This is a genomic window from Pseudomonas sp. MRSN 12121, assembly GCF_000931465.1.
GTDB lineage: Bacteria > Pseudomonadota > Gammaproteobacteria > Pseudomonadales > Pseudomonadaceae > Aquipseudomonas.
Genome location: NZ_CP010892.1, coordinates 1,050,269 through 1,069,794, shown reverse-complemented (window position 1 = coordinate 1,069,794; position 19,526 = coordinate 1,050,269). Strand labels below are relative to the sequence as shown.

Genomic DNA, 19,526 nt, shown 5'->3' with positions numbered 1-19,526 from the left:
GACACAAACGGCGCCGGGCACGCATCGAGCCTGAACCAGGCTCGACTTGGAACGAAACCTTGGGGCACCTCCTTGTGCCCATCCCGCAAACTAGCCCGGTACGCGGCGGATCTTGGCGCCGAGCATCTGCAGTTTTTCCTCGATGCACTCGTAACCACGGTCGATGTGGTAGATGCGGTCGATCAGGGTGTCGCCGTCGGCAACCAGCGCCGAAATCACCAGGCTGGCCGAAGCCCGCAGGTCGGTCGCCATGACCGGCGCGCTGTTGAGCTTCTCGGTGCCGGTGACGATGGCCGTGTTGCCTTCGACCTGGATCTTGGCGCCCATGCGGTGCAGTTCGTACACGTGCATGAAGCGGTTTTCGAAGATGGTCTCGATCACCGCGCCAGTGCCTTCGGCAATAGCGTTGAGGGAGATGAACTGGGCCTGCATGTCGGTCGGGAACGCCGGGTACGGCGCGGTGCGCACGTTGACCGCCTTCGGACGCTTGCCATGCATGTTCAGCTCGATCCAGTCCTCGCCGGTGATGACTTCGGCGCCGGATTCCTTGAGTTTCTCCAGGACGGCTTCAAGGATGGTCGGATCGGTGTCCTTGACCTTCACGCGACCGCCGGTGACAGCAGCGGCGACCAGGTAGGTACCGGTTTCGATACGGTCCGGCATGACCTTGTAGGTCGCCGAATGCAGGCGCTCGACACCGTCGATGGTGATGGTGTCGGTGCCGGCGCCGGAAACCTTGGCGCCCATGGCGTTGAGGAAGTTCGCCAGGTCGACCACTTCAGGTTCGCGGGCGGCGTTCTGCAGCACGCTGCGGCCCTTGGCCAGGGCAGCGGCCATCATGATGTTCTCGGTACCGGTCACACTCACGGTATCGAAGAAGAAGTGCGCACCGCGCAAGCCGCCCTCGGGCGCCTTGGCCTTGATATAGCCGCCTTCCACATCGATCACCGCGCCCATGGCTTCCAGGCCACGGATGTGCAGGTCGACCGGACGCGAGCCAATGGCACAGCCGCCGGGCAAGGCCACTTCGGCTTCGCCGAAACGGGCGACCATCGGGCCCAGGACCAGGATCGAGGCGCGCATGGTCTTGACCAGCTCATAAGGCGCGACCAGGGTCTTGATGGTGCGAGGGTCGATTTCGACGCTGAGCTTCTCGTCGATCACCGGCTCGATGCCCATGCGGCCGAACAGCTCGATCATGGTGGTGATGTCGTGCAGGTGCGGCAGGTTGGCAACGGTGACCGGGCCATCGCACAGCAGGGTGGCAGCCAGAATCGGCAGGGCAGAGTTCTTCGCCCCGGAAATGCGGATTTCGCCATCAAGACGAACGCCGCCGGTAATAATCAATTTATCCATAAGAATCTCGACGCCCTTGGGCTCAGGTGCGCTCGGCCCAGGCCGCGCTGCTGAAAAATTTCATAGTGACCGCATGGATGCTGCCATCGGCGATCCATGGGTTCAAATGGGCATAGATGCTCTGCTGACGCTTGACCGGACTCAAGGCCACCAGTTCGTCACTGATCACATTCAGCTGGAAATTGCAGCCTTCGCCCTCAACTTCTACCTGAACTGATGAAAGAGTCTCGGACAGCTTTCCCTCAAGGAAGCTCTTCACTTCGTTGGCCTGCATGCTCAACCTCAATCGGCGCCCTGTGCGCGCGGGTCGGACATCATACAAAAAAGCCCCGCGCCTGCGAACCCCGCAATAGCAGGACTCTGACGGGGGGCTTGCTTGTCAATGAACGGTCAAGGATGCGCCAGCAGCTCGGTCAGGCCGGAAACCTCGGCGATTTCGCGCATGTCTTCGGGCAATGCGCGGATGCTGACCGCCTTGCCGGCTGCCGCGGCATCGCGCATGAAGGCCAGCAGCAACGACAAACCGACGCTGCTGGACTTCTCTACCGCCGAACAGTCAAGCACCAGCGCGGCGGCCTTGCTGGACGCGATCAGGGCCTGGCCCTGCTTGCGCAGGCCCGGGCCAGTGCGGTAATCCAGCACACCGCTGATCAACAATTCGCCGGTTTGCCCCAGACGGACAGCCGACTCGCTCATTGCCCGGCCTTCTCTGAAGCGTTTTCGGTCGCGGCCTTCGCCTTGGCCACTTCACCGGCCCAGTTGTTGATGGTCTTGTCCAGGTCGTTGCCGTTGCGCTGCATGGCGTCGGCGAACTGGTCACGGAACAGTTTGCCGATGTTGATGCCATTGATGATCACGTTGCGCAGTTTCCACTCGCCATTGATCTTCTCCAGCGTGTAGGACACTGGATAGACCGCGCCATTATTACCCTTGACGGTCATGCCGACACTGGTGCGATCGCCCGATTCGTCTCGGGCAGGATCGACGACGATACCCTGGTTGTTGTACTCCAGCAGGGCGTTGCCATAGAACTGGAACAGGCCTCTCTTGAAGTTCTCTTCAAAGGTGCGCATTTGCTGCGGGGTGGCCTTGCGCGAGTACTTGACCGTCATGATGCTCTTGGAAATGCCCTCGGCATCCACGACCGGGCCAACGATGCTGTTCAGCGCCGCATAGAAATCCTGCGGATCCTGCTTGTATTTCTCTTTGTTGGCAGACAAGTCGGCCAGCAAGCGGCTGGTGGTGTCCTGTACCAGATCATGAGCGGACGGCGCCGCCACGGCGTTAGCCATCAGCGGCAACGCCGCCAGGAGTACCAGCAGGCTACGTCGCAAGGTAGAGATCATGAAAAAGCCCTCATTTGGCGTCTTTGCTAACGGTATTGAGCAGGAACTTACCGATCAGGTCCTCAAGCACCAGTGAAGACTGGGTGTCGTGGATGGTTCCACCATCCTTGAGCAACGAGTCTTCCCCGCCGACGCTGATACCAATGTATTTCTCGCCGAGCAGGCCAGCAGTCAGGATAGATGCAGTGGAGTCAGTCGGCAGATTATCTACGCGCTTTTCCAGCTGCAGCGTGACCCGACCGGTGAAACTGTCGCGGTCCAGATCGATAGCCGTGACCTTGCCGATGGTCACACCGGCCATGGTCACCTTAGCTCTGACAGTCAAACCGGCGATATTGTCGAAGTAGGCATAAAGTTTATAAGTGTCGGTGTTCGAGGTCGGGGACAAGCCACTGACCCGCAAGGCGAGCAACAACAAAGCCAGGATGCCAGCCAGCAAGAAAAGGCCGACACCGATTTCCAGGGTGCGGTTTTGCATCAGAAATCTCCAAACATCAAGGCGGTCAGAATAAAGTCCAGGCCGAGTACGGCCAACGAGGCGTACACAACGGTCTTGGTAGTGGCACGACTGATCCCCTCTGAAGTGGGCTCGCAGTCATAGCCTTGGAATACGGCGATCCAGGTCACGACAAAAGCGAAGACGATGCTCTTGATGATGCCATTGAGCACATCGTCGCTGAACGTCACGCTGTTTTGCATGTTCGACCAGTAGGAGCCGTCATAGACTCCCAGCCAGTCGACGGCCACCCACGAGCCGCCCCAGATACCCACCACGCTGAAAATCATCGCCAGCAACGGCAGGGAAATGAAGCCGGCCCACAGGCGTGGCGCGACAATGTACTTGAGCGGGTCGACACCGATCATCTCCAGGCTGGAGAGCTGCTCGGTAGCCTTCATGTTGCCGATTTCCGCGGTCAGCGCCGAGCCGGCCCGACCAGCGAAGAGCAGCGCCGTGACCACCGGCCCCAGTTCACGCAGCAAGGTCAGGGCGACCATCTGCCCCACCGCCTGCTCCGAACCGTAGCTGGACAGGATGTTGAAGCCCTGCAGCGCCAGCACCATGCCGATGAACACCCCGGAGACCACGATGATCACCAGGGACATCACGCCCACCGAATGCAACTGCTTGACCAGCAGGCCAAAGCCGCCGCCGGCCTGGCTGCGGCCGAACAGCACATGAAACAGCATCAGGCTCGAACGTCCGAGCACCGCGAGCACATCGATGCCCGAGTGACCGAACAGGCGAATCCGCTCCAATAAAGATACTTTGCGCATCAGCGCTTCCCCAGAAGATCTGCGCGGTAGTCCGGCGCTGGAAAGTGAAAGGGTACCGGACCGTCTGGGTCGCCTTTCATGAACTGGCGGATCCGCGGGTTATCGGAGTCCATCAGTTCGTCGGGCGTACCCTGCCCCAGCACCTGGCCATCACCCACGACATAGATGTAGTCGGCGATGCTCGCGGTTTCCGCCAGGTCGTGGGAAACCACGATGCTGGTGATTCCCAGCGCGTCGTTGAGCAGGCGGATCAGGCGCACCAGCACGCCCATGGCAATGGGGTCCTGGCCTACGAACGGTTCGTCGTACATAAGGATCTGCGGGTCCAGGGCGATGGCCCGGGCCAGTGCCACACGACGTTTCATGCCGCCGGACAGCTCGTCGGGCATCAGATCGATCGCGCCGCGCAAGCCGACCGCCTGCAGTTTGAGCAGGACGATATCGCGGATCATTTCATCCGGCAGCTGGGTATGGACGCGCAATGGAAAGGCGACGTTCTCGAAGACATCGAGATCGGTGAACAGCGCGCCGCTCTGGAACAGCACCCCCATCTGCTTGCGAGCATCGAACAGATCGCCGCGCGACAGCGCCGGCAGATTCTGCCCGTTGACCCAGACCTCACCGCTGCTGGGGCGCAATTGCGCGCCCATCAGCCGCAAGAGCGTGGTCTTGCCGCAACCGGAAGGTCCCATGATGCCGGTGACCTTGCCGCGTGGAATACGGATATCGACATTATTGAAGATGCTGCGCGCACCGCGCTTGAAGGACAGTCCCTTCAGCTCGACCGCGTAGGCGTTATCGGCACTCATCTAAACTCCTTGCGATGCAGCCTCTCACTCGGACGCTTGGCTCCCTGCCGGGAGTACCGGCACCCAGGGGCAGGCCGAACTGGCGGCGAACTATATCACTGCTGATACGGAGCCCCCAAGACCGAAGCCATCCGCGTTCAGGATCACGACAGGCTAAAACGGACATTCCCGGCAATTCCGACTCCCGGAAAGACAAAGGCTGACGAACTTGCGTGAGGGAATCGATCATTACCGCTATAATCGCCGCCTTTTCATCAGGCTATACGATTTCTGACATGAGCCAATCCACCGACCTGATTCAATCGGCACAACGCACCATCCGCCTCGAGATAGAAGCAGTAGAAGGCTTGCTGCCCCATATCGACGCAGATTTCGTACGCGCTTGCGAGATGATTCTGGCCAGCAAAGGCCGCGTAGTGGTGGTCGGCATGGGCAAGTCCGGGCATATCGGCAACAAGATCGCCGCGACCCTGGCCAGCACCGGCACCACGGCATTTTTTGTCCATCCGGCCGAAGCCAGCCACGGCGACATGGGCATGATTACCCGGGACGACGTGATCCTGGCCCTGTCCAATTCCGGCTCGACCAATGAAATCGTGACCCTGCTGCCGTTGATCAAGCGCCTGGGCATCCAGCTGATCAGCATCACCGGCAACCCCGATTCGCCGCTGGCCAAGGCCGCCGAGGTCAACCTCAACGTCCAGATCAAGCAGGAAGCATGCCCGCTGAACCTGGCCCCGACCTCCTCGACCACCGCCGCCCTGGTCATGGGCGATGCCCTGGCCGTGGCGCTGCTGGAAGCCCGCGGCTTCACCGCCGAAGACTTCGCCTTCTCCCATCCGGGAGGCGCCCTGGGCCGTCGCTTGCTGCTCAAGGTCGAGAACGTGATGCACGCCGGCGATCAGTTGCCGCAGGTCCAGCGCGGCACGCTGCTCAAGGACGCCCTGATGGAAATGACCCGCAAGGGCCTGGGCATGACCGTCATCGTCGAGGCCGACGGCCGCCTGGCCGGGGTTTTCACGGACGGCGACCTGCGCCGCACCCTGGATCGCACCATCGATATCCATCACACCACCATCGATGAAGTCATGACCCTTCACGGCAAGACGGCCCGCGCCGAAATGCTGGCGGCCGAGGCCCTGAAGATCATGGAAGACAATCGAATCAACGCGCTGGTCGTAGTGGACAAGGAAGATCGCCCGATCGGCGCCTTCAACCTGTCCGACCTGCTGCGCGCGGGAGTCATGTAATGAGCACGGATCTGCTGCAACGCGGCAAGCACATCAAGCTGGCGGTATTCGACGTCGACGGCGTACTGACCGACGGTCGCCTGTATTTCCTCGAAGACGGCAGCGAGTTCAAGACCTTCAATACCCTCGATGGCCAGGGCATCAAGATGCTGATGGCCGCGGGCGTACAGACGGCGATCATCAGCGGACGCAAGACGCCGGTGGTCGAGCGCCGGGCGAAGAACCTGGGGATCCCCCACCTGTTCCAGGGCCGCGAGGATAAACTCGTGGTTCTGGACGGGCTTCTCGCCCAACTGGGCCTAAGCTATGAGCAGGTCGCCTATCTGGGCGACGACCTGCCGGACCTGCCGGTGATCCGCCGGGTGGGGCTGGGCATGGCCGTGGCCAATGCCGCCAGCTTCGTCCGCGAACATGCCCACGGCATCACCCAGGCCCGCGGCGGCGAAGGTGCCGCCCGTGAGTTCTGCGAACTGATCCTGCGCGCCCAAGGCAGCCTTGAAGCGGCCCACGCCGCCTACCTATAGAGCCTCCCATGCTGAGCAAAAAGATTCGCAACATACTGATCTTCGGCATCATCACCGCGCTGTTCCTGGCGGTGGGATACTGGAACATCAGCCCGGAACGCTTCCTCGACAAGCCGGTCGTGCAGGTCGACGAAAGCGCCATCGACTACTACGCCATCAACGCTCACAGCGTGCAGTACCTGCCCGACGGCAAGCTGCAGTACGAAATGACTTCCGACAAGGTCGAGCACCTCAAGGCCACCGAGGTAACGCTGCTGACCAACCCGGACCTGCACATGTATCGGGGCACCGCCTTTCCCTGGCACGTCCAGAGCGAGCGCGGCGAAGTCAACCCGGACGGCACCGAGGTGGAGCTGATCGATTCGGTACGAGTTGCCCGCACCGACGAGAAGAATCGCAACCTGTTGATCACCACGACCCGCATGACAGTATTCCCGCAGAAGCAATATGCGCAGACCGATCAAGACGTTAGAATCGACGGAGCCGGCGGCGTGACGACTGGCAAGGGAATGAAAGCGTATTTGAAAGACGGCAGGATGAACCTGCTATCGAACGTAAGAGGACAGTATGAGGCTCGTTAAAACCCTCCCTATTTTGCTCAGTCTGGGCGCAGCACTGGGAAGCGTGAGCGCCTGGGCTCTGCCGAACGATAGCCAGCAACCCATCCGCATCCAGGCCGACGACGCTCAACTGGACGACAAGAATGGCGTAGCCACCTACCGGGGCGACGTGATCATCACCCAAGGCTCGATGAAGGTCACCGGCAACACCGTGACCATCACCCGTACCCAGACCGGCGATATCGACGTGGTGACTTCGGTGGGCAACCTGGCCTACTTCGAACAGCTGCAAACCCAGGGCGACACCAAGCCTGTCCAGGGCTATGGCGTTACCATCCAGTACCACGCCGCGCAAAACCGTGTCGTACTGATCGACCGCGCCAAGGTCATCGACAAGGACGGCAACATCACCCAGGGCGAGAAAATCGTCTACGACACGAACAAGAAGCTGGCCAGCGCCGGTCGCGCCAACGGCAGCAAGGTCACCGAGTCGCGTCCACGGATCGACATGGTCATCCAGCCGAAAAAGAAAACCGACGAGAAGGCCCAGTAATGGCAACTCTGAAAGCCCAGCACCTGGCCAAGAGCTACAAGAGCCGCCAGGTCGTGCGAGATGTCAGCCTGTCCATCGACAGCGGCCAGATCGTCGGCCTGCTCGGCCCCAACGGCGCCGGCAAGACCACCTGTTTCTACATGATCGTCGGCCTGGTCCAGGCCGATCAGGGACGCATCCTGATCGACGACCTGGACGTCAGCCACCAGCCGATGCACGGCCGCGCGCGTGCCGGGATCGGCTACCTGCCCCAGGAAGCCTCGATCTTCCGCAAGCTCTCGGTAGCCGACAACATCATGGGCATCCTCGAGACCCGCAAGGAACTCGACAAGGCCGGACGCCGCCTGGAACTGGAAAGCCTGCTGCAGGAATTCCACATCAACCATATTCGCGACAACCTCGGCATGAGCCTTTCCGGTGGTGAGCGTCGCCGCGTGGAAATCGCCCGCGCACTGGCCACCGCTCCCAAGTTCATCCTGCTCGACGAACCTTTCGCCGGCGTGGACCCTATCTCGGTGGGCGACATCAAGCAGATCATCCACCACCTGAAGGCCAAGGGCATCGGCGTACTGATCACCGACCACAACGTCCGCGAAACCCTGGACATCTGCGAAACCGCCTACATCGTCAACGACGGTCAATTGATCGCCGAAGGCGACGCCGAAACCATCCTGGCCAACCAACTGGTCAAGGAAGTGTATCTGGGCCATGAGTTCCGCCTGTAAGCCCTGAGGTGTTTGGCTGGTCGCCAGAGCGCCCGCCCCAATAAAACCCTGCTGTTTTTATTGTTACAGCGCTCTAGGCAAACACTTCAGTTTCAGGCATATAATTTGCTTATGTTTGGCGCTCACGCGCCCTGTAGTGGATGGCGCATGTGCGCCGGCTAATAAGGTGTTAAGCCCCTGCCATGAAACCATCGCTAGTCCTCAGAATGGGCCAGCAGCTGACGATGACCCCGCAGCTGCAACAGGCCATCCGCCTGCTCCAATTGTCGACCCTGGACCTGCAACAGGAAATCCAGGAGGCCCTGGAGTCCAACCCGATGCTCGAGCGCCAGGAAGAAGGCGACGACTTCGACAACACCGATCCGCTGGCCGACAGCACCGAACAGAAACCCAATACCGATATCCAGGAAACCTCCTACCAGGAAACCGCTCCGACGGTGGACAACCTCGAGGACGGTGAATGGAACGAGCGCATTCCCAACGACCTGCCGGTCGACACCGCCTGGGAAGATGTCTACCAGACCAGCGCCAGCAGCCTGCCCAGCAACGATGACGACGAGTGGGACTTCACCACCCGCACCTCGGCCGGCGAAAGCCTGCAGAGCCACCTGCTCTGGCAGTTGAACCTGGCCCCCATGTCGGACACCGATCGCCTGATCGCCGTCACCCTGATCGACTGCATCAACAACCAGGGTTACCTGGATGAAACCCTCGAAGAGATCCTCGAGGCCTTCGACCCGGAGCTGGATATCGAACTCGACGAGATCGAGGCCGTCCTGCACCGCATCCAGCAATTCGAGCCGGCCGGCATCGGCGCCCGCAACCTCGGCGAATGCCTGCTGCTGCAACTGCGCCAGCTGCCTGCCAAGACTCCCTGGCTGACCGAAGCCAAGCGCCTGGTCACCGACTTCATCGACCTGCTCGGCAGCCGCGACTACAGCCAGCTGATGCGCCGCATGAAGCTCAAGGAAGACGAGCTGCGCCAGGTCATCGAGCTGGTACAGAGCCTCAATCCCCGTCCGGGCTCGCAAATCGAATCCACCGAAGCCGAATACGTAGTCCCCGACGTGATAGTGCGCAAGGACAACGAACGCTGGCTGGTGGAACTGAACCAGGAATCCGTGCCGCGCCTGCGCGTCAATCCGCAGTACGCCGGCTTCGTGCGGCGCGCCGACACCAGCGCCGACAACACCTTCATGCGCAACCAGCTGCAGGAAGCCCGCTGGTTCATCAAGAGCCTGCAAAGCCGCAACGAGACCCTGATGAAAGTCGCCACCCAGATCGTCGAGCATCAGCGCGGCTTTCTCGAGTACGGCGACGAGGCGATGAAACCGCTGGTCCTGCATGACATCGCCGAAGCCGTCGGCATGCACGAGTCGACGATTTCACGAGTGACCACGCAAAAATTCATGCATACCCCACGGGGCATTTATGAACTGAAATACTTTTTCTCCAGCCACGTAAGTACCTCCGAAGGCGGCGAATGCTCGTCCACGGCGATCCGCGCGATCATCAAGAAACTGGTCGCCGCGGAAAATCAGAAAAAGCCGTTGAGTGACAGCAAGATCGCTGGTTTACTGGAGGCACAAGGCATTCAGGTAGCCCGTCGTACCGTCGCCAAGTACCGCGAATCCCTTGGGATTGCGCCTTCCAGCGAACGGAAGCGGTTGATGTAACCGGCGGGCTCGCCATAGCGTTCCAGTGGCAGGTCAATCGACCTGCCGCTTTATGCACTGGCAACGAAGGAGAAGCTGTATGCAAGTCAACATCAGTGGACACCAACTGGAAGTGACCGAACCTCTGCGCGCTTACATCGGCGAAAAACTCGACCGACTGGAGCGGCACTTTGACAAGATTACGAATGTGCAGGTAACGCTGGCCGTCGAGAAGCTGAAGCAGAAAATCGAGGCCACGCTGCACATCCACGGTGGGGAAGTCGTCGCCAATGCAGAACATGACGACATGTATGCCGCAATCGACTTGCTCACGGACAAGCTTGACCGCCAACTGAAAAAGCATAAGGAAAAGCAACTCCACCTTCTCCAAGGCACGGGTCGCTAACACTCCCCTCCCATGATCCGACTTGAAAGCATCCTGACCCCCGGCCGTTCCCTGGTGAACGTGCCGGGCGGCAGTAAAAAACGCGCCCTCGAACAAATTGCCAACCTGATCAGCCGCGAAGTGCCGGATCTGGAGATGCAAGATGTCTTCGAAAGCCTGATTGCCCGTGAAAAACTGGGTTCTACCGGTTTTGGCAACGGCATCGCCATTCCACACTGCCGCCTCAAAGGCTGTGAGTCGCCCATCAGTGCCCTGATGCACCTGGACGCTCCCATCGATTTCGACGCCATCGACGGCGCACCGGTCGACCTGCTGTTCGTGCTGCTGGTCCCGGAAGCCGCCACCGATGCCCATCTGGAACTGCTTCGGCAGATTGCCAGCATGCTTGACCGCAAAGAGGTGCGCGACAAACTGCGCAGCGCCACCAGCAACGAAGCCTTGTACAAGGTTGTCCTGGACGAACAGAACGGTCAGTAGCCATGCGTTTGATCATCGTCAGCGGCCGTTCCGGCTCGGGTAAAAGCACCGCCCTCAACGTACTCGAGGACAACGGCTATTACTGCATCGACAACCTGCCGGCCGGCCTGTTGCCCGAGCTGGCCGAGCGAGCGCTGATCCATACCGAACTGACGCAACCGCTGGTCGCCGTTTCGATCGACGCACGCAATCTGCCAAGCCACCTGTCACGCTTCCCTGAACTGCTGGAGGAAGTACGCAGCCGGCATATCCAGTGCGACGTGCTCTATCTGGACGCCGACGAGGAAACCCTGCTCAAGCGTTTTTCGGAAACCCGTCGCCGCCACCCCCTGAGCAACAACAACCGCTCGCTGGCCGAGGCGATCGAAGACGAAAGCCATCTGCTGGGCCCGATCGCCGACCTCGCCGACCTCAAGGTCAACACCACCAACCTGAACCTGTATCAACTGCGCGACACCATCAAGTTGCGCCTGTTGAACCAGCCGGAACCGGGTACGGCGTTCCTGGTGGAGTCCTTCGGATTCAAGCGCGGCATGCCCGTCGACGCCGACCTGGTGTTCGATGTGCGCTGCCTGCCCAACCCGTACTGGAAACCCGAGCTGCGCGCCCAATCCGGGCTCGACCAGCCGGTTGCCGAATACCTGGCCGCACAGCCGGATGTCGAGGAAATGTTCCAGGACATCTCCACTTATCTGCTGAAATGGCTGCCGCGCTTTGCCGCCAGCAACCGCGCCTATGTCACTATTGCCATCGGCTGCACGGGCGGTCACCACCGTTCGGTCTACCTGACCGAACGCCTGGGCCAGGTCCTGCAGAAGTCCCTGAAGAACGTCCAGGTTCGCCACCGCGACCTCAGCTGAAAGGATCCAACCCCGCGATGCCTGCTCTGGAAATTGAAATCATCAACAAACTGGGCCTGCATGCCCGTGCCTCGGCCAAATTCGTCGGTGTGGCCGGCCAGTTTCCCTGCCAGATCCGCGCCGGCAGGACGCCAGAGTCGATGGTCGACGGCAAGAGCATCATGGCGATGATGATGCTGGCCGCCGGCAAAGGCACCAAGATTCACCTGAAGACCGAGGGCGAGCAGGAGCAGGAAGCGCTGGATGCGCTGGCGGCACTGATCAATAACTACTTCGACGAAGGCGAATGAGCCCGGCGGGGCAAGCCCGCCGGACAGGCACTCAGGCGAGTGCCGTATCCATCACCATCATCAGGCAGAAGCCGATACACAAACCCAGGCTGGCCAGCTTTTCATGACCGTTGCGGCGTGACTCGGGAATCACTTCGTGGGTGACCACCAGCAGCATGGCCCCCGCCGCCAAAGCCAGCCCAAGGGGCAATAGCATTTCCGCCAGGCTCACCAGCCATGCGCAGAGCAGCGCGAATACCGGCTCCACCAGGCCTGACGCAGCACCGATCAGGAATGCCCTGACCCTGGACATGCCGGCGCCCGCCAGCACCAGGGCGATCACCAGGCCTTCCGGCACATCCTGCAAGGCAATACCCATCGCCAGGCTGTCGGCCTCCGGCATGCCACCCCCTGCGGAAACCCCCACGGCCATGCCTTCGGGGATGTTATGGGCAATGATGGCGAACACGAACAGCCAGATGCGCGGCGGGATGACCGGGTGTTCGAGGGTGCCGACGAATGTCTCCGGGCTGCCGCCCGACACCTTGCGGTCCGCCAGGAACAGGAACAGCGCACCGAGCATGATGCCGAAGCTGATCAGGCCACTCGACGCCCAGGGCGACAGGCCAAGGTTCTCGGCCGCGGCGATCCCCGGCACGATCAGCGAAAAGGCCGTGGCCGCCAGCATCACCCCGGCACCGAAGCCCAGCAGGGTGTCGCTCAACGCCACCGGCATCTTGCGAATCACCAACACCGGCACCGCCCCCAGCGCGGTTCCCAAGGCGCACACCGCCCCACCCTGCAAGGCCCGCAACAAGCGCGGTTCCAGGTTCAGCCAGGACAGGCCCTGTGCCACCAGCAATGCGGTACCCGCCAACAGCAACAGCGAACCGAATGCGTAGCGGAACATCCGTCCGCTGCTGATCGTCAGTGTTTCAGTGCCCATAGTCAGCCTTAGATCTTTTTATAGAAGGGGGCTCAAGCCAGCGCGGCCTGGTAGCGCTGGGCAACCTCGGGCCAATTGATCACGTTGTAGAACGCATTGATGTATTCCGGCCGCCGGTTCTGATATCGCAGGTAATAGGCGTGCTCCCAGACGTCCAAGCCAAGGATCGGCGTATTGCCCTTCATCAGCGGGCTGTCCTGGTTGCCACTGCTTTCGACCACCAGGGTCTTTTGCGGGGTCACGCTGAGCCAGGCCCAGCCACTGCCGAAGCGAGTGAGCGCGGCCTTGGTGAAGGCGTCCTTGAAACTGTCGAAGCCCCCCAGTTGCCCCTCGATTGCTTCAGCCAGCGCCCCCTCTGGCTTGCCTCCGCCTGTCGGCGCCATTACCGCCCAGAACAACGAGTGGTTGGCATGCCCGCCGCCCTGGTTGATCACCGCCGCCCGCAGCGTCTCCGGCAGTTGCTGCACGCCGGCCACCAGCCGCTCTACCGGCCACTCGGCCCATTCGGTGCCTTCCACGGCGGCATTGAGGTTGTTGATGTAGGTCTGGTGGTGCTTGGTGTAGTGAATCTCCATGGTCTGCGCATCGATATGCGGTTCCAGGGCATCGTAGGCGTAGGGCAATGCAGGCAAGGTATAGGACATATCAGTGGGCTCCGTAGTGAGGGACATCGCGAGGGGCGACGCCGGAGGTCGATGGCGCGACAGTGCCCTCCAGCAGGCGATGGGTGCGGGGGTACTCGCCGTGCTCGCTGATGAAATTGAGCAACTCGACATAGGTCTTGCTGCTCTGGCGCAACGCGGCTTCGCGCAGCGCCGGCGCCAGGCGGCCGTCCTGCATGGCCTGCAACAGCCGCTGATGGATGGCGCAGAGATATTCCGCGCTCTCCTCCGGCTGGTTCAGGCGCAGGTGCAGATCCGCCAGGTTGTGATGGGAGATGACACAAGCCGCCACCGCTTCGTCGGCATCGCTCCAGCGCTCGAACAGCACTTGCGCCAGGGCCAGGGCCTGCAAGTAGTACTCACGGGCGTCCACCAGGTCGCCCTGCATGAAGAAACGGTTAGCCCTTTCGATCGTGCGTTTCCAGTGCTCCATGGTGAACCTCCAAAGCAATATCGGGATTTACACGCCGCCCGCGGTGAGTTTTTCCGGGTCGAGCAGGACTTCCAGCTGGCTGCGTGACAGGTCGGTGTGCTCCAGGGCCACGTCTATCACCGGGCGCCCTTGCTTGTAGGCGGTCTTGGCGATTTCCGCGGCCTTCTGGTACCCGATGATCGGGTTGAGCGCCGTGACCAGGATCGGGTTGCGCGACAACGCTTCCTTGAGCTTGGGCTCGTTGACCCGGAAGCTGGCAATCGCCTTGTCCGCCAGCAGGCGGCTGGAGTTGGCCAGCAGCTCGATGCTGCTCAACAGGTTCTGGGCAATGATCGGCAGCATGACGTTGAGCTCGAAGTTGCCCGACTGCCCCGCCACCGTGATGGTCGTGTCGTTGCCGATCACCTGGGCCGCCACCATGGCCGTGGCCTCCGGAATCACCGGATTGACCTTGCCCGGCATGATCGAGGAGCCCGGCTGCAAGCCTTCCAGCTCGATCTCGCCGAGGCCGGCCAAGGGCCCGGAGTTCATCCAGCGCAGGTCGTTGGCGATCTTCATCAGGGTGACGGCGATGGCCTTGAGCTGGCCGGAGACCGCCACCGCGGTGTCCTGGGAACCGATCAGCGCGAACAGGTTCTTGCCTGGCGTGAACTGCACCTGGGTCAGGCTGCTCAGTTGCCGGCTGAAACCGGCGGCGAACTGCGGGTGGGCGTTGATCCCGGTACCCACCGCGGTACCGCCCTGGGCCAGCGACTGCAGGCTCGGCAGCAGGTCCTGCAGGTGGCCGATATTGGCCTTGAGCTGTTGCGCCCAGCCGTCCAGCACCTGGCTCATGCGCACCGGCATCGCGTCCATCAGGTGAGTACGCCCGGTCTTGATAAACGGATGGACCTCCACCGCCTTGCGCTCGATCACCTGCACCAGGTGCACCAGCGCCGGCAGCAGTTGTTCGTGCAGGCCCAGCGCGGCGCTGACGTGGATGGTGGTGGGGATGATGTCGTTGCTGCTCTGCCCGCAGTTCACATGGTCGTTGGGGTTGACCGGCTCGCCGAGCAAACGGCTGGCCAGGGTGGCGATGACTTCGTTGGCGTTCATGTTGGAACTGGTGCCGGAACCGGTCTGGAAGATATCCACCGGAAAATGCTGCATGAAATCGCCTTCCAGCAGGCCCTGGGCAGCATCGACGATGGCCTTGCCCTGGGCTTCGCTCAGTTGCTTGAGTTCGACGTTGGCCTTGGCCGCGGCCGCCTTGGCCAGGATCAGCGCACGAATGAACTGCGCCGGCATGCGCTGGTGGCTGATGGGAAAGTTATCCACCGCGCGCTGGGTCTGCGCGCCATACAGCGCCTGTTCCGGGACACGCAGTTCGCCCATGCTGTCGCGTTCGATACGGGTATTACTCATCGGGAAATCCTTGCACCAGTTCGATCAGGGGAATGGAAGGCAGCAACGAGCAGGTCGCCAGCTGCCAGGCATGGCTTTGCCAGCGCTTGAGCCGGCATTTGCAGAAAGAGAGGCGTTCCAGGTCGCGCAGCGGGCGCCAGGCCTGGTCCAGGCACTGGCTACGCCAATGCCACGGCAGCGCGGTGTCGGTGGCGGTGTCGAGCAGCAGACGGAATGAGGTTTCGGCGATCAGCCAGGGCGAGGTAGCGGTGCAACACGCCAGGTAGCGCCCTTCGGCCAGGTAATGCTCGATCAGGCGCGGTTCGTCCGGATCGAGGGCACAACGGATCTGGCGACTCATCCAGCGCCAGCTTTCGAGATAAGGCTGCTCGTGCAAGGCAGAACTCATGACCTGGGCTCATTCGATAATGAGATTTATTATTATATGATATTGAGAATCAAAACAAGGATAGGATCACGCCCCCGTGAGTGAGCATCCAGGCAATAAAAAAGCGCGCGTCCCGAGCGGGACGCGCGCTTCTGTGGAAACAATCGCCGCTTAGCTGCCGGCGACTGTCATCCGCTCGATCAGCACCGAGCCGGTGCGGATGTTGCTGCGCAGCTCCAGGTCGTCACCCACGGCAACGATCTGCTTGAACATGTCGCGCATGTTGCCGGCAATCGTCACTTCCTGGACGGCGAACTGGATCTCGCCGTTTTCGACCCAGAAACCGGCCGCGCCCCGGGAGTAATCCCCCGTGACCATGTTCAGGCCATGGCCCATCAGCTCGGTGACCAACAGGCCCCGGCCCATGCGCCGCAACAGAGCCGCCTGGTCCTCCTCGCCATGGGTCACGAACAGGTTGTGCACGCCTCCGGCGTTGGCCGTGCTGGGCAGGCCGAGCTTGCGTCCGGAATAGGTACTGAGCACATAGGACACCAGCTCGCCGTTTTCGACGAACGGCTTGGCGTAGGTGGCCAGGCCATCGCCGTCGAAAGCCGAACTGCCGAGGGCGCGCATCAGGTGCGGACGCTCGTCGATGGTCAGCCACTCGGGGAACAGCCGCTGGCCCAGCGCACCTTCGAGGAACGACGACTTGCGATACAGGTTGCCGCCCGAGATCGCCCCCAGGAAGCTGCCGAACAGGCCGCCGGCCAGCTCGGCGGAAAACAGCACCGGGACTTCGCAGGTCGGCACCGGTCGCGCGCCCAGGCGGCTCGCGGCCCGTTGCGCGGCACGTTGGCCGATGGTCACCGGATCGTCCAGCAACTGGCCCTGGCGATTGACGTCATACCAGTAGTCGCGCTGCATCTGGCCGTCGGCCTCGGCGATCATCACGCAGCTCAGGCTGTGGCGGGTCGAGGCATAACCCCCGATGAAACCATGGCTGTTGCCGTACACGCGGCAACCCTGATGGGTGCTCAGGGTAGTGCCGTCGGCGTTCTTGATCCGGCTGTCGGCAGCGAAGGCCGCGGCTTCGCAGGCCAGCGCCCGTTCGATGGCCTGCTCCGGGGTGATGTCCCAGGCATGGAACAGATCGAAGTCCGGCACGTCCCGAGCCATCAGCGCGGCATCGGCCAGGCCGGAGCTTTCGTCTTCCGAGGTGTGCTTGGCGATAGCCAGGGCCGCGGCGACAGTTTCACGAATCGCCTCGGGGCCACTGGCCGAAGTGCTGGCCGAACCCTTGCGCTGGCCAACATACAGCGTGATGCCAAATCCCTGGTCGCGATTGAATTCGACGGTTTCCACTTCTCGCTGGCGAACCGAGGTCGACAGGCCCTGCTCCAGAGAAACCGCTACCTCGCAGGCGCTGGCCCCCTGGCGCTTGGCCTCAGCGATGATCTGCTCGACTTGTTCCTGCAGTGCCGGCAAAGCCTGCGGGCCGACGCTTTCTACTGCACTCATGGTGTTCTCCACTCAAATTCTGCTTTCGCTCAAGGCCTTCGAGCGACCGGGCCGGACAAGCGGGCCCCGACTGGTTATCATGGCGGCGTTTCTTTGCGGACTGCCACCATGGTTGATTCTTACGACGACTCCCTCGATGGGGAGAAAAGCAAATCCCAGGTCAAACGCGAGCTGCATGCTCTGGTTGATCTCGGCGAGCGCCTTACAACACTCAAGCCCGACTTGCTGAACAAACTGCCGTTGACCGACGCCTTGCGCCGGGCCCTGGCGGATGCGCCCAAGCATGTCGCCCACATCGCGCGCAAACGCCACCTGCAATTCATCGGCAAGCTGATGCGCGATCAGGACACCAGCGCGATCCTGGTACTGCTGGACCAGCTCGACGCCTCCACCCGCCAGTACAACGAACGCTTCCACAACCTGGAACGCTGGCGCGACCGCCTGATCGCCGGCGACGACGCGGTCCTGGAGAAGTTCGTCGCCGACTATCCGGAAGCGGATCGCCAGCAACTGCGTTCCCTGGTCCGTCAGGCCCAGCATGAGGTGGCGCACAACAAGCCGCCCGCCTCCAGCCGTAAAATCTTCAAATACATCCGCGAGCTGGACGAGACCCAACGCGGCCTGCGTTGAACCTCGGCCCGGGTGGGTTGCCACGCAGCCCACCCGTCGCGTCATGCCTCACGCGCCCGTGCCACCCACGGTGATCGCATCGATCTTCAGGGTCGGCTGGCCGACACCCACCGGCACCGACTGCCCGTCCTTGCCGCAAGTCCCCACCCCGCTGTCCAGCGCCAGGTCGTTACCGACCATCGACACCCGGCTCATGGCTTCCGGCCCGTTGCCGATCAGGGTCGCGCCCTTGACCGGCGCAGTGATCTTGCCGTCCTCGATCAGATAAGCCTCGCTGGTGGAGAACACGAACTTGCCACTGGTGATATCCACCTGGCCGCCACCCAGATTGGCGCAGTAGATGCCTTTCTTCACCGAGGCGATGATTTCCGCCGGATCGCTTTCGCCGCCCAGCATGTAAGTGTTGGTCATGCGCGGCATCGGCAGGTGCGCATAGGATTCGCGCCGACCGTTGCCGGTGCGGGCCACGCCCATCAGGCGGGCATTGAGCTTGTCCTGCATGTAGCCCTTGAGCACGCCGTTCTCGATCAGGGTGGTGCATTCGGTCGGGGTGCCTTCGTCGTCGACGCTCAGCGAACCGCGACGCCCGGCCAGGGTGCCGTCGTCGACGATGGTGCACAGCTTCGAGGCGACCATTTCGCCCATGCGGCCGCTGTAGGCCGAGCTGCCCTTGCGGTTGAAGTCGCCTTCCAGGCCGTGGCCCACCGCCTCGTGCAACAGCACGCCGGACCAGCCCGACCCCAGGACCACCGGCAAGGTGCCGGCCGGCGCAGGGATGGCTTCCAGGTTGACCAGGGCCTGGCGCAAGGCCTCGCGGGCATAGCCCATGGCCCGGTCTTCACTGAGGAAATAACGGTAGTCGGTACGCCCGCCGCCGCCATGGCCGCCCCGCTCGCGACGGCCGTTCTGCTCGACGATCACGCTGACGTTGAAGCGCACCAGCGGACGCACGTCCGCGGCCAGGCCGCCGTCGGTGGACGCCACGAGGATGCGCTCCCAGACCCCGGCCATGCTCACGCTGACCTGCTGGATGCGCGGGTCGAGGGCACGGGTCGCGGCGTCGACACGCTTGAGCAGCTCGACCTTCTCCGCCCGGCTGATGACTTCCAGCGGGTTGTCCGGCGCATACAGCTGAGCCACGTCCTGGGCGCTGAACGCCTGTACGGTGCCGTTCTGCCCGGCCCGGGAAATCGAGCGCGCAGCGCGGGCCGCCTGGCCCAGGGCCTCATGGGTGATGGCGTTGCTGTAGGCGAAACCGGTCTTTTCCCCCGACTGCGCCCGCACGCCAACGCCCTGGTCCAGATTGAAGCTGCCTTCCTTGACGATGCCGTCTTCCAGCGACCAGGACTCGGAAATCTGCCCCTGGAAATACAGGTCGGCGGCATCGATGCCCGGGCCGGCCAGATCGCCGAGCACGCCCTGCAGGCTTTCGAGGGTCACGCCACCGGGCGCCAGAAGGTGTTCACTGACTGAAGATAACAACCCGCTCATATGCTTTACG

The 19,526-nt window shown here is 62.1% G+C and carries 25 protein-coding genes; 11 read left to right on the top strand and 14 right to left on the bottom strand.

Annotated features, from left to right (window positions below; genetic code table 11):
- Window positions 1-90: 90 nt before the first annotated feature.
- The 7 genes from murA to TO66_RS04735 form a co-directional block, all read right to left on the bottom strand.
- Window positions 91-1,356, bottom strand: a complete 1,266-nt coding sequence (gene murA, locus TO66_RS04765; RefSeq protein ID WP_044461240.1) for a UDP-N-acetylglucosamine 1-carboxyvinyltransferase — start codon at window positions 1,354-1,356, stop codon at window positions 91-93.
- Between the two features lie 22 nt (window positions 1,357-1,378).
- Window positions 1,379-1,630, bottom strand: a complete 252-nt coding sequence (locus tag TO66_RS04760; RefSeq protein ID WP_007929860.1) for a BolA family protein — start codon at window positions 1,628-1,630, stop codon at window positions 1,379-1,381.
- Between the two features lie 116 nt (window positions 1,631-1,746).
- Window positions 1,747-2,052, bottom strand: a complete 306-nt coding sequence (locus tag TO66_RS04755) for a lipid asymmetry maintenance protein MlaB (RefSeq protein WP_044461239.1) — start codon at window positions 2,050-2,052, stop codon at window positions 1,747-1,749.
- Window positions 2,049-2,702: a phospholipid-binding protein MlaC gene (locus TO66_RS04750; protein ID WP_044461238.1), complete on the bottom strand. Its 654-nt coding sequence runs from the start codon at window positions 2,700-2,702 to the stop codon at window positions 2,049-2,051. The genes TO66_RS04755 and TO66_RS04750 overlap by 4 nt, the downstream gene beginning before the upstream one ends.
- 10 nt (window positions 2,703-2,712) lie before the next feature.
- Complete coding sequence (mlaD, locus tag TO66_RS04745; RefSeq protein ID WP_044461237.1) at window positions 2,713-3,180, bottom strand: outer membrane lipid asymmetry maintenance protein MlaD; 468 nt, start codon at window positions 3,178-3,180, stop codon at window positions 2,713-2,715.
- Window positions 3,180-3,977 carry a lipid asymmetry maintenance ABC transporter permease subunit MlaE gene (gene mlaE, locus TO66_RS04740; RefSeq protein WP_044461236.1) on the bottom strand — a complete coding sequence of 266 codons (798 nt, stop codon included), beginning with the start codon at window positions 3,975-3,977 and terminating at the stop codon, window positions 3,180-3,182. The genes mlaD and mlaE overlap by 1 nt, the downstream gene beginning before the upstream one ends.
- A complete protein-coding gene (locus TO66_RS04735) occupies window positions 3,977-4,786 on the bottom strand; it encodes an ATP-binding cassette domain-containing protein (RefSeq protein ID WP_044461235.1) in 810 nt (269 codons plus the stop codon). Before TO66_RS04735 ends, mlaE begins: the two co-directional genes overlap by 1 nt.
- A 275-nt stretch (window positions 4,787-5,061) precedes the next feature.
- Between TO66_RS04735 and TO66_RS04730 the strand changes: the two genes are divergently transcribed.
- The 10 genes from TO66_RS04730 to TO66_RS04685 all read left to right on the top strand — a co-directional run bounded on the left by TO66_RS04730 (window position 5,062) and on the right by TO66_RS04685 (window position 12,086).
- Window positions 5,062-6,036: a KpsF/GutQ family sugar-phosphate isomerase gene (locus TO66_RS04730; protein ID WP_044461234.1), complete on the top strand. Its 975-nt coding sequence runs from the start codon at window positions 5,062-5,064 to the stop codon at window positions 6,034-6,036.
- On the top strand, window positions 6,036-6,560 hold the full coding sequence (locus tag TO66_RS04725) for an HAD family hydrolase (protein WP_044461233.1): 525 nt from the start codon (window positions 6,036-6,038) through the stop codon (window positions 6,558-6,560). The genes TO66_RS04730 and TO66_RS04725 overlap by 1 nt, the downstream gene beginning before the upstream one ends.
- An 8-nt stretch (window positions 6,561-6,568) precedes the next feature.
- Window positions 6,569-7,141, top strand: a complete 573-nt coding sequence (gene lptC / locus TO66_RS04720; RefSeq protein WP_044461232.1) for an LPS export ABC transporter periplasmic protein LptC — start codon at window positions 6,569-6,571, stop codon at window positions 7,139-7,141.
- Window positions 7,128-7,673 (top strand): lipopolysaccharide transport periplasmic protein LptA, encoded by a 546-nt coding sequence (gene lptA, locus TO66_RS04715; RefSeq protein ID WP_044461231.1) that lies wholly within the window; start codon window positions 7,128-7,130, stop codon window positions 7,671-7,673. The genes lptC and lptA overlap by 14 nt, the downstream gene beginning before the upstream one ends.
- Window positions 7,673-8,398: an LPS export ABC transporter ATP-binding protein gene (gene lptB / locus TO66_RS04710; RefSeq protein WP_044461230.1), complete on the top strand. Its 726-nt coding sequence runs from the start codon at window positions 7,673-7,675 to the stop codon at window positions 8,396-8,398. The genes lptA and lptB overlap by 1 nt, the downstream gene beginning before the upstream one ends.
- A 182-nt stretch (window positions 8,399-8,580) precedes the next feature.
- Window positions 8,581-10,074 carry an RNA polymerase factor sigma-54 gene (locus TO66_RS04705; RefSeq protein WP_044461229.1) on the top strand — a complete coding sequence of 498 codons (1,494 nt, stop codon included), beginning with the start codon at window positions 8,581-8,583 and terminating at the stop codon, window positions 10,072-10,074.
- 79 nt (window positions 10,075-10,153) lie between these two features.
- Window positions 10,154-10,459 carry a ribosome hibernation-promoting factor, HPF/YfiA family gene (gene hpf / locus TO66_RS04700; RefSeq protein ID WP_007929872.1) on the top strand — a complete coding sequence of 102 codons (306 nt, stop codon included), beginning with the start codon at window positions 10,154-10,156 and terminating at the stop codon, window positions 10,457-10,459.
- Window positions 10,460-10,471: 12 nt separating this feature from the next.
- The gene (gene ptsN / locus TO66_RS04695) at window positions 10,472-10,936 is read left to right on the top strand and encodes a PTS IIA-like nitrogen regulatory protein PtsN (RefSeq protein WP_007929873.1); all 465 of its coding nucleotides are present in this window, start codon (window positions 10,472-10,474) and stop codon (window positions 10,934-10,936) included.
- Between the two features lie 2 nt (window positions 10,937-10,938).
- Window positions 10,939-11,796 carry an RNase adapter RapZ gene (gene rapZ / locus TO66_RS04690; RefSeq protein ID WP_044461228.1) on the top strand — a complete coding sequence of 286 codons (858 nt, stop codon included), beginning with the start codon at window positions 10,939-10,941 and terminating at the stop codon, window positions 11,794-11,796.
- Between the two features lie 17 nt (window positions 11,797-11,813).
- Window positions 11,814-12,086 (top strand): HPr family phosphocarrier protein, encoded by a 273-nt coding sequence (locus TO66_RS04685; protein ID WP_044461227.1) that lies wholly within the window; start codon window positions 11,814-11,816, stop codon window positions 12,084-12,086.
- 31 nt (window positions 12,087-12,117) lie between these two features.
- Here TO66_RS04685 and TO66_RS04680 read toward each other — a convergent pair whose 3' ends face one another.
- The 6 genes from TO66_RS04680 to pmbA all read right to left on the bottom strand — a co-directional run bounded on the left by TO66_RS04680 (window position 12,118) and on the right by pmbA (window position 17,395).
- Complete coding sequence (locus TO66_RS04680) at window positions 12,118-13,011, bottom strand: ZIP family metal transporter (RefSeq protein ID WP_044461226.1); 894 nt, start codon at window positions 13,009-13,011, stop codon at window positions 12,118-12,120.
- Between the two features lie 32 nt (window positions 13,012-13,043).
- Entirely contained in the window at window positions 13,044-13,655 is a 612-nt protein-coding gene (locus tag TO66_RS04675) for a superoxide dismutase (RefSeq protein ID WP_044461225.1), read from the bottom strand.
- A gap of 1 nt (window position 13,656) precedes the next feature.
- Window positions 13,657-14,106 carry a hypothetical protein gene (locus TO66_RS04670; protein WP_044461224.1) on the bottom strand — a complete coding sequence of 150 codons (450 nt, stop codon included), beginning with the start codon at window positions 14,104-14,106 and terminating at the stop codon, window positions 13,657-13,659.
- 27 nt (window positions 14,107-14,133) lie between these two features.
- Window positions 14,134-15,510, bottom strand: coding sequence for an aspartate ammonia-lyase (locus tag TO66_RS04665; RefSeq protein ID WP_044461223.1), 1,377 nt, complete (start codon window positions 15,508-15,510; stop codon window positions 14,134-14,136).
- Window positions 15,503-15,898: a hypothetical protein gene (locus TO66_RS04660; protein WP_007929895.1), complete on the bottom strand. Its 396-nt coding sequence runs from the start codon at window positions 15,896-15,898 to the stop codon at window positions 15,503-15,505. Before TO66_RS04660 ends, TO66_RS04665 begins: the two co-directional genes overlap by 8 nt.
- A gap of 150 nt (window positions 15,899-16,048) precedes the next feature.
- A complete protein-coding gene (pmbA, locus tag TO66_RS04655; RefSeq protein ID WP_044461222.1) occupies window positions 16,049-17,395 on the bottom strand; it encodes a metalloprotease PmbA in 1,347 nt (448 codons plus the stop codon).
- A gap of 108 nt (window positions 17,396-17,503) precedes the next feature.
- Here pmbA and yjgA point away from each other — a divergent pair, with 108 nt between their 5' ends.
- Window positions 17,504-18,025, top strand: coding sequence for a ribosome biogenesis factor YjgA (gene yjgA, locus TO66_RS04650; RefSeq protein ID WP_044461221.1), 522 nt, complete (start codon window positions 17,504-17,506; stop codon window positions 18,023-18,025).
- A 48-nt stretch (window positions 18,026-18,073) separates the two neighbouring features.
- Here the strand turns inward: yjgA and tldD are convergent, their stop codons facing one another.
- A complete protein-coding gene (tldD, locus tag TO66_RS04645) occupies window positions 18,074-19,516 on the bottom strand; it encodes a metalloprotease TldD (protein WP_044461220.1) in 1,443 nt (480 codons plus the stop codon).
- Between the last annotated feature and the right edge of the window lie 10 nt (window positions 19,517-19,526).